The organism is Mammaliicoccus sp. RAM2 (assembly GCF_045897195.1).
Taxonomy (GTDB): Bacteria; Bacillota; Bacilli; order Staphylococcales; family Staphylococcaceae; genus Mammaliicoccus; species Mammaliicoccus sciuri.
In genome coordinates this window covers 173,893-189,155 of record NZ_JBJNWI010000001.1, presented here as the reverse complement: position 1 = coordinate 189,155, position 15,263 = coordinate 173,893, and the positions used below count along the sequence as shown (strand labels likewise).

Below are 15,263 nucleotides of genomic sequence, written 5' to 3'. Positions count from 1 at the left end.
GGTGTTTTATAATCCACCTAATAAACCACTAATATATACACCAAGTGCTAATAACAATCCGAAGATCGTGTTCGCTTTACCTGTAGCTGCCATTGCTGGCATCATAGTTTGTGGTGTGTCATTTTTATTGAATCGACGTACGGCTTTGATTGGGAATGGTGCAGATATTAAGACAAGCAACCATAATAGAGAGCCGTATGGTTTAAATAATGCTAAGTAAATAACAATGACATATGCGAAAATATAAAGAATTGCCATAGTCATGATAGATAGTCTTTTACCGACTAAAATCGCGTAAGTCTTTCTACCACTTTGTTTGTCTTTTTCACGGTCTCTAATGTTATTTGCCAAGTTGATAAGTCCGATTGTAATAGAAACAGGGATACTTAATAATGCTGGATAAAAACTTAAAGTACCTGTTTGTATATAGAATGAAATCATGACAATTACAAATCCCATGAAGAATCCAGCGAATATTTCACCGAATGGCGTCCATGAAATAGGGATTGGTCCACCTGTATAAAAATAACCGATTGCCATACAAACTAATCCTATTGGTATTAATAGCCATGTACTTTGTATGCATATGTAAATACCTAATATGACAGCTATAACATAGAATGCTATTGCTAAATTATAAACGGATTTAGGAGACATACCATTTCTTACAATTGCGCCTCCGATACCGACAGAAGTATGGTCATCTAATCCTCGCTTATAATCAAAGTATTCATTAAACATATTAGTTGCTGCTTGTATTAAAATACTTGCGAGTAACATTGCTAATACGACTGAAATTTTAATGGATGCTTCAGCGCCTGTTAAAAAAATCTTTGATGAAGCGGTACCCAATAGGACAGGAACAAATGACGCTGTAAGTGTATGTGGTCTCATCAAATGATAATATTTTTTCAAGCCTGAATGCTGTGATAAATTTTGTGACATGTATTTACCTCTTAAATTTATATTTTTGACAGTATTAGTATATGCTTTCGCTATCAATTGGTCAATCACTGTAATTGTGTAAAATTTTAATTTATATTCTGTATTTAAAGTACAATATTAACGCATGTTGACTTAAAAAATGATAAAATGAGTAGATAGATATTTTTCGGAAAGAAGTGGAAGTGAAATGGCCTTGAGGACGGATTTGAAGCAACAGATAATTTCTGAAATCGATGGAAATAAAAATTATATTTCAGTTGAAATTGAGCTTCAATATCAACCAGATTTAATCCATTTATTAAGGGAAGAAATCAATTATACAGGACAACATTTTTATTACAAATCTAAGGATTCTAAATTAGAAATGTGTGGAATTGGATATTTATTAGAAGCTAGGTATTCACATTTAGAACATGATGATATATATGAATACTGGCAAAATATTAAAGAACAATTAAATACAATTAAGTTACATGAAGAAAAGCACCATCTAAAGTTCTTTGGTGGCTTTCAATTTTCAGAGCATTCATTAACGAATGAATGGAAAGATTACGGGATGAGTCATTTTGTATTGCCTAAATATTTGGTGACAAAAGAAAATGGTCATTATTATCTTACTTATACGGATCATGGTAACAAATTCGATATCGATAATATTCACGAAGTTATAAGTATTTTAGAAACAGAAAATGAAAAAATCGAATCGAGTGAACCTGTAGTAGTGGATAATAAAGATATTCAAAGTGAAGAATGGAAAGCATTAGTTACTAAAGTTGTTTCACAAATGAATGAATCTGTAGCCCTACAAAAAGTCGTACTATCTAGAAGAAGACAAATCGAATTTGAAAATCATGTTAATGTTGAAGATGCATTACAAAGATCATTAGATTCTAATGAATCAAGCTATTTATTGCTATTTGAATCAGGTAATTCCCAATTTATTTCACAAACACCTGAACAACTTTGCCAAATAGAAGATGGTAAACTATATACAAATGCAATTGCTGGTACGATTTTAAGAACAGAAGATGAATCAAAGAATGATGAATTAAAAGATGAACTTCTAAATGATTCTAAAAATCAATTTGAACATCGTTATGTAGTGGATAGTATCATTCATGACATTCAATCATTTACGAAACACATTGAATACGATAAAAAGCCAACCATACTCACAAACAAACATTTATATCATTTATATACGAAAATACAAGCAGATTTACTATCTGAAAATGTATTAGAAATTGTTAATCAATTGCATCCGACGCCAGCATTAGGAGGATTTCCTAAAGTTGAAGCTATAAAATTTATAGAACATGAAGAGTTCGGAACAAGAGGGTTTTACGGTGCACCATTAGGTTATATAGATTTAGAAAATAATGGTGAATTTGTTGTATCTATTCGTTCTATGTTAGTGAATAATCATACTGCAACATTATATTCAGGTTGTGGTATTGTAAAAGATTCTGAAGCAATATCTGAGTTTGAAGAAACAGACTTAAAATTTAAACCAATGTTGAAAGCACTAGGAGTGATGTAGAATTGAGTACACATATTGAAAGTCTCACTAAACAAGTATTTACATTTGTTTCTAAATTATATGAATATGGTGTCGATGATGTTGTTATTAGTCCTGGATCAAGATCTACACCATTAGCGATAGCTTGTGAACGACATCCACATTTAAAAACATGGGTTCATCCAGATGAAAGAAGCGCAGCATTTTTTGCACTTGGCATAATCAAAGCAAGTCAAAAGCCTGTCGCAATTATCTGTACTTCAGGAACAGCAGCATCTAATTATATGCCAGCTGTATCTGAAGCATTTATTAGTCGATTACCACTTGTCGTTGTTACAAGTGATAGACCACATGAATTACGTAATGTTGGTGCACCTCAAGCAATCAATCAAGTGAATATGTTCCAAAACTTCACGAAGTTTCAATTTGATATGCCTATAGCTGATGACTCAGAAGGTACATTAAATGCAATTAATATGAATATGATTAAAGCTGAGAAACATTTTGTTGGTCCACAAAGAGGACCTGTACATTTTAATTTTCCATTTAGAGAACCATTAATCCCTAATGTGAAATTAAGAAGATATTTGTCCTCTAAAAGAAAATTAGAAACAAAATATCAAAAATCGATTGATTTTACGAGTATTCAAACATATATCGAAAAACCAAGAGGTGTCGTTATTGTAGGAGATACACAAGGTCAGGATTTATCTCAAATATTAACTTATTCAGCTATTCATAATATTCCTATATTAGCTGATCCATTAAGTAATTTGAGAAAATTAAATCATCCAAATGTGATTTCTACTTATGATGCACTTTTCAAAGGCGGATTAAGTATAGAACCGCAATTTATCATCAGAGTGGGGCAACCAGTCGTTTCTAAACATTTAAACAATTGGTTAAAAGAAATTAAATGTCCACAAATTCTTGTGCAAAATAATGATACACCTGATGCCTATCCTAAAGTACCAACGATTTCAGTGGAACTAAGTCCAAATGATTTCTTCAGACAAGCTCAAGATGTAACACCCACTCAAAACAAGAATTGGTTAGAAAAATGGATAACAATGGATAAAGAAGCGAGTGCATTGATTGAAAAATATATCGATGAAGAAACAGATGAAGGTGCTGCAGTAGGTAGTTTATTGAAAAAAATGACTTCTAAAGATACTGTATTTGTTGGTAATAGTATGCCGATAAGAGATGTCGATACATTTAATTTAAACTCAAAAGCTGAAATAGCAGCTAATAGAGGTGCGAATGGTATTGATGGTGTCGTGTCGACTGCACTTGGCATGTCTGTATATAAAAAAGTTACACTTATCATAGGTGATGTTTCATTCTTTCATGATATGAATGGCTTGATTATGAGTAAACTTCATGATTTAGATATTACAATTGTATGCTTAAACAATAATGGTGGTGGCATCTTCAATTACTTAGCACCTAAAGAAGAAGCACCTGAACATTTTGAGAAATTATTCGGTACACCACTTGATTTAGATTTTCAACATGTTGCGCATCTATATGAGTTAGGTTACGAAAAATTCGAAAGTGTTTCTGATTATAAAAAACAAACATTACCGCAATTCGGTTCTTATTTATACGAAATTCTAACGAATAGAGAAGAAAATACCGCAACACATAGACAACTCTTTGAACAAATGAAAGGTATTCAATATGTTAAATCACCACGTTAAGTCATATGATGAACATAAACCGTCTATTATTTTGTTACATGGCTTCATCAGTGATCATACATCATTTCATATAGTTGAGAGTACCTTGAGAAACAAAGGCTTAAATGTAATAACCATTGATTTACCTGGACATGGACATGATGAATCAAGTTATGATGAAATATGGTCAATGGATTTTATTGTCTCAAAGATTAAAGAAGTCATTGATTATTTAGAACTTGATAAGATTTATTTGCATGGATATTCTATGGGTGGACGTGTTGCGTTAAGCTTTGCAGTGCAATACCCAGAGTTATTAAGCGGCTTGATCTTAGAAAGTGCTAGTCCTGGACTTAAAGATTCATCAGATAAACAGAATAGAATTGAAGTCGATTATAACAGAGCAACGCGCATTCAAGAAATTGGATTACAACAGTTTGTCGAGGAATGGTCAAAACTACCATTATTTAATAGTCAGTCTATACTTTCTACTGGAGAAAGAGAACGTATTAAACAGATGAGACTTTCTCAAAATCCTAATGGGTTAAGTAAAGCACTTAAAGATTATGGTACAGGTTCACAACCATCCAATTGGCATCATTTGAATACAATGAATGTACCAACTTGTATTATCGTCGGTCAAAAAGATGAAAAGTTTATTCAAATAGGTAAACAAATGAACGAAAGTATAAAAAATAGTAAATTTTATATTGTTAATGATGCTGGGCACACAATTCATGTGGAACAACCCTCAAAATTTGATACAATAATAATAGAATTTATTTTAGGAGGCAAATTATGTCAAGACAATGGGAAACTATAAAAGAATATAAAGAAATTAAATATGAATTTTTCGAAGGTATTGCTAAAATTACAATCAACCGTCCAGAAGTACGTAATGCATTCACACCTTTAACAGTTCAAGAAATGATCGATGCTTTCTCTAGAGCTAGAGATGATGAGAGAGTAGGTTCTATCATCTTAACTGGTGAAGGCGACTTAGCATTCTGTTCAGGTGGAGACCAATCTGTTCGTGGACATGGTGGTTACGTTGGCGATGACCAAATTCCAAGATTAAATGTACTAGATTTACAACGTCTTATCCGTGTTATTCCTAAACCCGTAGTAGCTATGGTTAGAGGATATGCTATTGGTGGTGGACACGTACTACATATCGTATGTGACTTAACAATTGCCGCTGAAAATGCAAGATTCGGTCAAACTGGACCTAAAGTAGGTTCATTCGATGCTGGTTATGGTTCAGGATATTTAGCAAGAATTGTTGGACATAAAAAAGCACGTGAAATTTGGTTCTTATGTCGCCAATACGATGCAAAAGAAGCTATTGATATGGGTCTTGTAAATACAGTTGTACCATTAGATAAAATAGAAGATGAAACTGTTCAATGGTGTAAAGAAATGATGCAACATTCACCAACTGCATTACGTTTCTTAAAAGCTGCTATGAACGCTGACACTGATGGATTAGCTGGTTTACAACAATTCGCTGGTGATGCAACATTATTATATTACACTTCAGACGAAGCAAAAGAAGGAAGAGACGCTTTCAAAGAAAAACGTCAACCAGACTTCGATCAATTTCCTAAGTTTCCTTAATATTGATACAAATAAAAACAAGAGGTTGAGACATTTCATAATGTCTCAACCTCTCTTTTTTCGTTATAATAAATGTTTTCTTATGACTTGCTCAATAATTGCAGGTATTTCTTCAAACGCACTTTTCATATTGATGCGTTCTGTTACTTGATGAGCATCTTTACCGATAGGTCCAATATTAATAACTGGTGCACTTATTTCTTGTATATCTTTAAATGGTATAAAGTATGATTGATTAAACACAGGTGTTTGTTCAATATAACTTTCAAATCCTAAATCGTCTTGTCTATATTTTGCGTAACTCAGATCACTAATGCCATTAAAGAAATATTGTCTTTTTGAAACTCTATCAAACTGACTTAAAGATGTATCACTAACAGTTTGAACAATTTCATCAATAAATGCATCTTCAGAAGAGTGCGCAGCTGGATAATAAGGTGGCGCAAAAAATGTTACGACACTTGGTCCTAAACCTTTCAACATATGCATAAAACGATCTGTAATTTCTATAGATTGTGCTCTTTCATCATGAATTTCATGAACCGTTTGTTCAATAATTTGATTGATTTTACTTTTACCATATTCTTCTATTGCGCGTGCTTTTAATTCTTTGAAGGTTAAGAGGTTAATTGATAATGTTTTATGAAAACCCTCGGATTTTAATGTTTCTTGATATGCTTTTTCACAATTGTGAATGGCATCTTTAACTACATCGTTAAAAATTTTAAAAGCTTGTTCTGCATTTCTGTTAAATAAAAATACATTATATAATGAAACAGTTCTAAATGGTGTTTGAACGTCATAATGATCTTTAATATCTCTACTCATGAGAGAAACTGGAAGCGGCGTCGTTTCATCTTTGTATGTTTCCTTAAACAAAGTACAGTATTCCATTTTGCTATTAATAAAACTTTGTATGAAATTCGAACTAATACCATTCAATGGTTGTCCAACATGTGTTTCTTTACCATAGCATAATACTGAAGGCATAATTTTGCCTATTGTCCCTGAATATACATAATGATTTGGGTCATTTTCTGCTTGTGAAAAAGTAGGTTCACTGTTTAAATGTAAAGCTATATCTAAATGATCTTCCTTACGAATTTGATTGAGCTTTTGAACGGCTGCATGCATACCTTTAGACTCAACTTCTTCATCAGGTACTGAAACAACGATTATGTTAATATCCCATGATTCTTGGATTGCTTTTTCTATCATAGACATATGTATCATAAGACCTGGTTTCATATCCATTGAACCACGTCCAAATAAATAATTGTGCGTTTGGATATCTTTTTTAGCATCAGGCGTTAAGTATTTCATATCTTGTCTAAATATTTCTGTGATTTTATCCATATCGAAAGCATCATCTTTATATTCGCTATAATCATCGATACCAACAGTATCAAAATGACTTATACAAACGAGCGTTTTTTTAGATTGTGGTGCTTTGTAATATGCAAGAACTGCATGACGACCATCCCCGGTCGGTTGCAGCATAACTTGATGAGCATTACGCTTAAAATAATCTAACTTTAAGTATTGATCTCTTAAAAAGTAAGGAAAAGTCTTTTCTCCTTCTGAATGTGTAATAGATTGATGTCTGACTAAACTTTTAAGTAAATGACTTCTATCTTCAAACGTTTGCCATAATAAATCCATTGTGTTCCAGCCCCTTTAAAATAGTTCTTGAATCATTCTTTCTAATCTATTTAGTCCTTCTTCGAGTGCTTCTAAATTATAAGCATATGAAATTCTAATATAGCCCTTACCAATATGGGTGAAAGCTGAACCTGGTACAATCGCGACATGGTAATCTTCAAGTGCTTTCATACAGAATTCATAATCATCCATTCCGAAATGTGAAATTTGTGGAAAGATGTAAAATGCACCTTGAGGTTTTTCATTTAATTTAAAGCCTATGTCAATCAATCGCTTGTATACATAATCTCTACGTTCTATATATGCTTTATTCATTTCCATAGGCGAATCAATTGCATTTGTTAGTGCTTCAATTGCAGCGTATTGACTCGGCACATTCGCACAAATACAATTATAGGCATGTACAAAAGTTAATTGTTTCATAACATATTGTGGTCCTAATAAGAATCCGATTCTTAGACCAGTCATTGAATGTGATTTACTCAAACCACCTAGTAAAATACATTGATCTTTGATTGCGTCATACGAAGCGAAAGATGTATGAGTCTGATTAAATGTATTCTCTGCATATATCTCATCGCTGACAACATAAATAGGGTAGTCTTTAAATGCATCAACAAGTGCTTCTACTTCATGTTGATTCAACGTAATTCCAGTAGGGTTATTAGGATAATTCAGCAAGATAGCTTTTGTTTTATCAGTTATATGAGATTTAACTAATTCAGGCGTTATTTTGAGGCCAGTTTGGGTAGTATCTATGTATATAGGTTTAGCACCTAACAATTCAATAAGTGGGACATACCCAGCATATACTGGTGAAGGAATTAATACTTCATCGCCATGTTCAAGAATACCTCTTAATGTTGTGTCTAACGCTTCGCTTGCACCATTTGTGATAAGGATTTCATCTGTTTCAAATGAAGCATTAAAGCGATTTTTATAATATTGTGCAACGATTTTTCTCAATTCTGGTAACCCAGCATTATGAGAATAAGATGTAAAGTTATGATCAATTGCTTGTTTCATTGCATCTTTAACACTTGTTGGTACAGGAAAATCGGGTTGACCAACTGTTAAGTTAATCACATCATCAATTTCAGGTATACGGTTAGATATCGCTCTAATTCCAGACACTTGAAGTTGAGATGCAAATTTATTTAATGGTAATTGCATTTTTTTCACCTCTTCAAAACGATAGTTTAATTATAACTTTAAAAAGCATACAAATAAATGAATATAGCAAAAATTTAGAAAACGTATTACAATAAGGGAAACATTACAATAATAGGGGATGTTTATATGGTGAATTTAGCTAATATGAATCAACGATTAAAGTTACTACTATCTTTAAATATTTTTGATTGGTTACCACATCCAACCTTTGTATTAATACAAAATAATGACGAACAGTGGATGATTTCATTTGAAGAAGATTCAATACATATTTGTAGAGCAGAAGCTCAATTACCACATTTTCATCGATATTATTTCGGGCAAGATAATCGACTTATTAAGAATGCGCAATTTCATATCAAATTTAAAATGAAAGAAGAACTATCATTAGACGAAAGGAAATTTGTTTCAGACTTTATGCAACCAACATCTAAAAAAGAAAATCCAATATTATTTATTCAGTCAGATACACCTTATACGCAAGAGTGGGTAGATTATTTAACATATTTATTAAGCGCGAGTTATGAAGTATTAGAAAATCTTTATAATAATAATCATAAGCTAGCACCTATTACACATAAACATGTACAAATACCAGCATATTTATTAAATAGTGAAGATAAATTTATAGGTACGATATCGTATGAAACATTAATTAGATAAACAAAAAAAGCCAATCCTTAAGTTAAGTACTCAAAGGATTGGTTTTTAAATGCTTATTTTTTCTTTTTTGGTGGCTTTTTAATGTTAACAACAGGATTTGCATAATGTCTTACAATGTCGCTACTAAAGAAGTACACAATAGCAATTGTTATAAGAATAATAGCAACCCAAACATAGGGTTGGTCTAATAACATTTGATCCCATTCTTTTGAACGAAATAGACCTACGAAAAGACCATGTAGTAAATAAATAAACATTGTTCGAGAGCCAATATAAGTTAATGGTAACTTACGCTCTGGTATTAAATTTAAGAAACTAAATGTTGAAACGAAAATGACAACATATATGAATAATCTTTTAAATGCACTATAAACATCTACATCGCCTTCAAGTGCTGAATATGGTTTGCTACCAAATAACCATTCAAAGTTATAGTCAGTTAGTAAATAAGCGATAAAGATAACGATTAAACTAATGGAAGATAACCACATATGTTTTTTATTTCTTAAAATAAATGACTGTTCTTTATTAATGTAATAGCCTAATAAGAAAATTGGGAAGAATACAAATGTTCTTGATAGACTAAGTTTTGCATTAATAAAGTCAAAATAACCGACAACTAAACCAAATAATATTGCTACTGTGAATGTGATATATGGATTGAAGTTTCTCACAAAATGCAAAATAATATGCCATGAGAATAAACTTACTAAGAACCACATTGCCCACTGTGGATCGAAGGGACTAATATTTAATGTATCGTCTCTATCAATATAGTAGTAATATAAACCATAAAATAATTGGAATATTAAATAAGGTAATAAGAGTTTGATTGTAATTTTTTTTATGTAACCTGGTTTTCCTACACCTTTAGCAAAGAATCCTGATATCAGTACAAATGCTGGCATATGGAAACTATAAATAAACATATATAGTGCTTTGAAAATATGACTTTCATTAACATAAGATCTTGTTAAATGACCGAATACAACTAGCACAATTAAGAAAAATCGTGCGTTATCAAAATAATGGTCTCTTTCTTTTTCGTTTGCCATGAAAAGTGCTCCCCTAAAACGATAATCTACAATTTGCTTGAAATGTAGATTATAAATTAAATTTTTCAAAAGTACAAATAATTTTATTTTGTTAATACTATAAAATCAAACGAATGCCTTATGAAAGGCATTCGTTTGAACTTTAGTATTATGCTTTATACTGATCAACATCGTAATATTGGCCATCTGTTTGAATCTGTTGATAGAAGTCGCTAATTCGTTTTGCATTAGACTTAGCAAAGTCTATGCCTGTAGCATATTGATGAACGCCAGGATTTTGCGGATTAAATCTCATTTTATAGAGTGTGTTTTGTCCAGATTTAATGTAATTATTAGCTATAAATTGAGCACCACCTAAGATTGCTTTTTCAGGTGTGTTCCATCCTGCTTGTTGTGCATATTTAATACCACCATATAATGCATTTTTATCAATAGCGCCAACCCCAAACATATTATAATATTTTGTTTGAGCATTTAAATCAACATTACCATTTTGGTCGATTGATCCGCCATTAGCTAAATCACTTGTACCATTACCAGTTTCTAATAACGCATGTGAAATTAAATATATTTCATTAATGCCTACTGCTTTTGCTGCTTGGCTAAAGGCATTACCTTGATTTTCAAGAATCCCTTTACCACGTAACAATTCATTTAATTTAGTTGCTGAAATATTTTGAGACTTGTTTAGGTCTAAAAATTGATATTTTTGAACTGGGTCATTTACATATTTACTTGTATCCATAGCATCTTTAACTTCAGCTCTCGTAGCATTTCTAATACCACTTGCTAATACTTTTTTAGGTTCAGAACCATTTCTTAATGCCATTTGAATATCGACAGCTTGATCTAACGTATATGGGCTAGTTGAAACATTTGTTGATTCTGTAGCGAGTTGTAAATACTTAGCATTAATCCATACAGTTTTACCATTTAATAAACCTTTATACCATAATTCATTACCAACTTTTTGAGATGAAATAACTTTAAAGTATGAATATTGGTAGTTTTGTAATGAACCTAGTAATGTTTTTTTAGATACTGAAGGTTCACTATAGAAATATCCACTGTTATCAAAAATTAAGTAGTTTTGATAGTTTTCTTTTAAAGCAATAGGCTGATTGTTAACAGCACTTGATTTTATAGCATTTGTCTTTTTAGGTTGAGCGACAGTTGGTTTATTAACAACTTTTGGTTGTGTTGCTACTTTTTGTAATTGAATGTCTTTAGCATTCACCCATCCTAATGGAATGGCATTATTATCTTGAAGTAGATAATATGTTTGATTATTATAAGTAGATTGTTTACCAATCTTGAATGTTTTTCCTGCTTTGTTGATTGCAGGTACAGTTTTTTGGTCATATACAGAAGTATATACACCAGAGATATTTTTATTAACTTTACCTAAATAGTTAACACGAACCGTTTTAGCAACTGCATTTGTTTTTGTTGTGTTAGAAGCAACAGGTTTCGGAGTTGCCTTAGGTTTCGCTGTGTTAGAAGCAACAGGTTTCGGAGTTGCCTTAGGTTTCGCTGTGTTAGAAGCAACAGGTTTCGGAGTTGCTTTAGGTTTCGCTGTGTTAGAAGCAACAGGTTTCGGAGTTGCTTTAGGTTTCGCTGTGTTAGAAGCAACAGGTTTCGGAGTTGCTTTAGGTTTCGCTGTGTTAGAAGCAACAGGTTTCGGCGTTGCTTTAGGTTTCACAGTGTTAGAAGCAACAGGTTTCGGCGTTGCTTTAGTATTGTTTTGCAGTTGAATGTCACTAGATTTCACCCAACCTAAAGGAGTGCCGTTATTATCTTGTAATAAATAATATACTTGGTTGTTATAGTTAGATTGTTTACCAATATTAAATGTTTTACCAACTTTGTTAGCAGCTGATTTAGTTTTAGTATCATAAACTGAACTATAGACACCTGATGCATTTGTATTAACTTTACCTTTATAGTTAACAACTATTGTTTTTGCAGGACTCGCTACAGGCGTAGACGGTTTAGGTTTAGACACTACAGGTTTAGTAGGTTTAGGTTTAGACACTACAGGTTTAGTAGGTTTAGGTTTAGAGACTACAGGTTTAGTAGGTTTAGGTTTAGAGACTACAGGTTTAGTAGGTTTAGGTTTAGACACAACAGGTGTAGTCGGCTTAGGCTTAGAAACTACAGGTGTAGTGGGTTGAGTTACACTACCTGTTTTATATAAATATTTCTCTCGCACTAAATCTATAAGTTCATTAAAAGTATAATTATTTTCAGCAAACCAACCATATGGGTCACTATGATCCGTGCCTCCTAAATATTTTGAAACAGCATCATGAGACCATAAAGTACCAGTACCATCATTTTCAGCACTATCAAATGGTAAGCCGTAATATGATAAATTAGTTGCGATATAATCTGCATAATTGTTAATAGAGCGAGCAAAACGATCTCCGCCATAAACACGAACTAATTCTACATGTATGAATCGTTCATTTGCGACGCCACCAGCACCCCAAGCTAAGTAATCAGTTGGCGCAACTTCAATAATATTATTATCATCTACAAAGGCATGTACAAATGCACTTTCATAGTTGTTTTTCATATATGCAATTTCGCCTTGAATTGTTGAATTAGGATTTGCAGTTTCATGTGCAATAATACCTTCAGGTTTACCAACACCATTACGATATGGAATTTTTGGAATATGACTTGAAAAATCTTCAACATATGTCGGAACTGCATAATTATTATTTCTAATTTGATTATTTATTGACGAACTTACTGTAGGACTATAAGAACTAGATGTAGTAGAGACAGCTTTTTTAACAACAGGCGCACTACTTACAGATCTAAATGCAAAAGTGCTAACTTGTGGTTGAACACTAGCAGTTTCTAATTGAACTTTGGCATTTTGCGTACTATTAGCCGCTTCAGTTTTTTGATCTTCTTCGTTAGAAGTAGGCTGAGCTAAGTCATCAGAAACCTCGTTGTTATTCGTAACTTCAGAATTATCATCAGTAGAAGTTACATCAGTATCTTGATCTTCTTCGTTAGAAGTAGATTGAGCAGTATCTTCAGAAACCTCGTCGTTATTCGTAACTTCAGAATTATCTTCAGTAGAAGCTACATCAGTTTTTTGATCTTCTTCGTTAGAAGTAGGCTGAGCTAAGTCATCAGAAACCTCGTTGTTATTCGTAACTTCAGAATTATCATCAGTAGAAGTTAAATCAGTACCTTGATTTACTTCATTAGAAGTAGGTTGAGTTGTATCTTCAGAAACTTCTTGGTTGTTATTAACTTCCGTATTATCTTCAGAAGAAGCTACTTCAGTTTTTTGATCTTCTTCGTTAGAAGTAGATTGAGCAGTATCTTCAGAAACCTCGTCGTTATTCGTAACTTCAGAATTATCATCAGTAGAAGCTACATCAGTATCTTGATCTTCTTCGTTAGAAGTAGGTTGAGTAGTATCTTCAGAAACTTCGTCGTTATTCGTAACTTCAGAATTATCTTCAGTAGAAGCTACATCAGTATCTTGATCTTCTTCGTTAGAAGTAGATTGAGTAGTATCTTCAGAAACTTCGTCGTTGTTCGTAACTTCAGAGTTAGCATCAGTAGAAGCTACATCAGTATCTTGATCTTCTTCGTTAGAAGTAGGTTGAGTAGTATCTTCAGAAACTTCGTCGCTATTCGTAACTTCAGAATTATCATCAGTAGAAGCTACATCAGAGTTTTGGTTTTCTTCGTTAGAAGTAGGTTGAGTAGTATCTTCAGAAACTTCGTCGTTATTCGTAACTTCAGAATTATCTTCAGTAGAAGCTACATCAGTATCTTGATCTTCTTCGTTAGAAGTAGATTGAGTAGTATCTTCAGAAACTTCGTCGTTGTTCGTAACTTCAGAGTTAGCATCAGTAGAAGTTACATCTGTGTTTTGGTCTTCTTCTTTAGAAGTAGGTTGAGTAGTATCTTCAGAAACTTCGTCGTTATTCGTAACTTCAGAATTATCTTCAGTAGAAGCTACATCAGTATCTTGTTCTACTTCATTAGAAATAGGCTGTACTGATTCATTAGTTGTATTTTCTACTTTTTGGTTAGGCTCATCAATTATAGATGGATCTTTATATTCTTTAGTACCTGAAACGTTTAAAGATTGGCTTTTTAATTCTTTTTGTTCATCTTGAATCTGACTAGCATTATCATGTTGTTCAATGATGTTTTTATTTTCTTTGTTTGTGGTTTGTTCTTCTGCATTTACTTGATGTGATACAAGGGTAGTACCTGCTAAAGTCATTGCTACAAGTGCGGGTGTTTTGTAATAGAATTTTTTATCCATAAACAATCTCCTTTTGTATAGGTATTTATTTATAATCAGTATAAGGCTTTTTGATGTTAAAAGATGAACTTTTTTAGAAATGTAATGTAACTTTAATATTTGAGATATTAATAATTTATCTAAAAAGTTAATTTCATAAAATAGTGAGGAATGTTTTCTTCTAAGAATTCTTCACCTTCAGTTTTATAACCTAATTTTTCATAGAAACCTTTAGCGTGTGATTGTCCATTAAGTACTGTACCTTTATATCCATATTCGCTAGCTTTTTGATTAATAAAATTCATCACATCTTTACCGTAACCAAATTCTCTATAAGGTTTTAAAACGGCAACTCTCTCTACTTTCGCATAGCCATTTTTATAATTTCTAAAACGACCTACCGCAGCTGGTTTATCATTGTGATATAGAACAACATGCTTAGAAACATTTTCAAATTCATCTATCTCTGCATCTATAGAAACACCTTGTTCTTCAACGAATACAGTTTTTCTAATATTTAACCCATCTTGTATGTCTTTTTGGCTTTCTGCAATTTTAATCATTGTGAAACCTCCATAGTTTTGATTCAGTTTATTATACATTATGTTTATTCTAATTGGTGTAGTAAATTAAAAACTCAAGAAATAATAAATAGTTGGTAA

General features: G+C 32.2%; 11 protein-coding genes. 5 read left to right on the top strand and 6 right to left on the bottom strand.

Translation table 11 applies throughout. The annotated features are described in order from the left end of the window. Nucleotides 1-6: 6 nt before the first annotated feature. Complete coding sequence (locus tag ACJTHF_RS00895; RefSeq protein ID WP_078355618.1) at nt 7-945, bottom strand: 1,4-dihydroxy-2-naphthoate polyprenyltransferase; 939 nt, start codon at nt 943-945, stop codon at nt 7-9. A gap of 205 nt (nt 946-1,150) precedes the next feature. Here ACJTHF_RS00895 and ACJTHF_RS00890 point away from each other — a divergent pair, with 205 nt between their 5' ends. From ACJTHF_RS00890 to menB, 4 genes are read left to right on the top strand one after another with little or no spacing between them, the layout of a single operon-like run. Next, nucleotides 1,151-2,485: an isochorismate synthase MenF gene (locus ACJTHF_RS00890; RefSeq protein WP_229412500.1), complete on the top strand. Its 1,335-nt coding sequence runs from the start codon at nt 1,151-1,153 to the stop codon at nt 2,483-2,485. Nucleotides 2,486-2,487: 2 nt separating this feature from the next. Continuing rightward, the gene (gene menD, locus ACJTHF_RS00885; protein WP_107609138.1) at nt 2,488-4,167 is read left to right on the top strand and encodes a 2-succinyl-5-enolpyruvyl-6-hydroxy-3-cyclohexene-1-carboxylic-acid synthase; all 1,680 of its coding nucleotides are present in this window, start codon (nt 2,488-2,490) and stop codon (nt 4,165-4,167) included. Beyond that, nucleotides 4,148-4,969: a 2-succinyl-6-hydroxy-2,4-cyclohexadiene-1-carboxylate synthase gene (gene menH / locus ACJTHF_RS00880; protein WP_084754894.1), complete on the top strand. Its 822-nt coding sequence runs from the start codon at nt 4,148-4,150 to the stop codon at nt 4,967-4,969. Before menD ends, menH begins: the two co-directional genes overlap by 20 nt. Then, a complete protein-coding gene (gene menB / locus ACJTHF_RS00875; RefSeq protein ID WP_171992079.1) occupies nt 4,942-5,763 on the top strand; it encodes a 1,4-dihydroxy-2-naphthoyl-CoA synthase in 822 nt (273 codons plus the stop codon). Before menH ends, menB begins: the two co-directional genes overlap by 28 nt. Nucleotides 5,764-5,826: 63 nt before the next feature. On the opposite strand, the gene ACJTHF_RS00870 is transcribed toward menB, so the two are convergent. Both ACJTHF_RS00870 and ACJTHF_RS00865 read right to left on the bottom strand, forming a co-directional pair. Beyond that, complete coding sequence (locus ACJTHF_RS00870) at nt 5,827-7,425, bottom strand: M20/M25/M40 family metallo-hydrolase (protein WP_058592425.1); 1,599 nt, start codon at nt 7,423-7,425, stop codon at nt 5,827-5,829. A gap of 15 nt (nt 7,426-7,440) precedes the next feature. Then, nucleotides 7,441-8,598 (bottom strand): aminotransferase class I/II-fold pyridoxal phosphate-dependent enzyme, encoded by a 1,158-nt coding sequence (locus ACJTHF_RS00865; RefSeq protein ID WP_058592424.1) that lies wholly within the window; start codon nt 8,596-8,598, stop codon nt 7,441-7,443. A gap of 126 nt (nt 8,599-8,724) precedes the next feature. On the opposite strand from ACJTHF_RS00865, the gene ACJTHF_RS00860 reads away from it, so the two are divergent. Next, nucleotides 8,725-9,261 carry a hypothetical protein gene (locus ACJTHF_RS00860; protein ID WP_058592423.1) on the top strand — a complete coding sequence of 179 codons (537 nt, stop codon included), beginning with the start codon at nt 8,725-8,727 and terminating at the stop codon, nt 9,259-9,261. A 53-nt stretch (nt 9,262-9,314) separates the two neighbouring features. Here the strand turns inward: ACJTHF_RS00860 and ACJTHF_RS00855 are convergent, their stop codons facing one another. The 3 genes from ACJTHF_RS00855 to ACJTHF_RS00845 all read right to left on the bottom strand — a co-directional run bounded on the left by ACJTHF_RS00855 (nt 9,315) and on the right by ACJTHF_RS00845 (nt 15,164). Then, on the bottom strand, nt 9,315-10,316 hold the full coding sequence (locus ACJTHF_RS00855; RefSeq protein WP_084754890.1) for an acyltransferase family protein: 1,002 nt from the start codon (nt 10,314-10,316) through the stop codon (nt 9,315-9,317). 148 nt (nt 10,317-10,464) lie between these two features. Continuing rightward, on the bottom strand, nt 10,465-14,622 hold the full coding sequence (locus ACJTHF_RS00850) for a GW dipeptide domain-containing protein (RefSeq protein WP_107603341.1): 4,158 nt from the start codon (nt 14,620-14,622) through the stop codon (nt 10,465-10,467). 119 nt (nt 14,623-14,741) lie between these two features. Beyond that, nucleotides 14,742-15,164 carry a GNAT family N-acetyltransferase gene (locus tag ACJTHF_RS00845; protein WP_078355623.1) on the bottom strand — a complete coding sequence of 141 codons (423 nt, stop codon included), beginning with the start codon at nt 15,162-15,164 and terminating at the stop codon, nt 14,742-14,744. Between the last annotated feature and the right edge of the window lie 99 nt (nt 15,165-15,263).

What these genes read in the sequence shown, in the direction of transcription:
- ACJTHF_RS00895 (WP_078355618.1), bottom strand. Translation starts at nt 945, where the DNA reads ATGTCACAAAATTTATCACAGCATTCAGGCTTGAAAAAATATTATCAT.
- menH (WP_084754894.1), top strand. Translation starts at nt 4,148, where the DNA reads ATGTTAAATCACCACGTTAAGTCATATGATGAACATAAACCGTCTATT.
- ACJTHF_RS00870 (WP_058592425.1), bottom strand. Translation starts at nt 7,425, where the DNA reads ATGGATTTATTATGGCAAACGTTTGAAGATAGAAGTCATTTACTTAAA.
- ACJTHF_RS00865 (WP_058592424.1), bottom strand. Translation starts at nt 8,598, where the DNA reads ATGCAATTACCATTAAATAAATTTGCATCTCAACTTCAAGTGTCTGGA.
- ACJTHF_RS00860 (WP_058592423.1), top strand. Translation starts at nt 8,725, where the DNA reads ATGGTGAATTTAGCTAATATGAATCAACGATTAAAGTTACTACTATCT.
- ACJTHF_RS00855 (WP_084754890.1), bottom strand. Translation starts at nt 10,316, where the DNA reads ATGGCAAACGAAAAAGAAAGAGACCATTATTTTGATAACGCACGATTT.
- ACJTHF_RS00850 (WP_107603341.1), bottom strand. Translation starts at nt 14,622, where the DNA reads ATGGATAAAAAATTCTATTACAAAACACCCGCACTTGTAGCAATGACT.
- ACJTHF_RS00845 (WP_078355623.1), bottom strand. Translation starts at nt 15,164, where the DNA reads ATGATTAAAATTGCAGAAAGCCAAAAAGACATACAAGATGGGTTAAAT.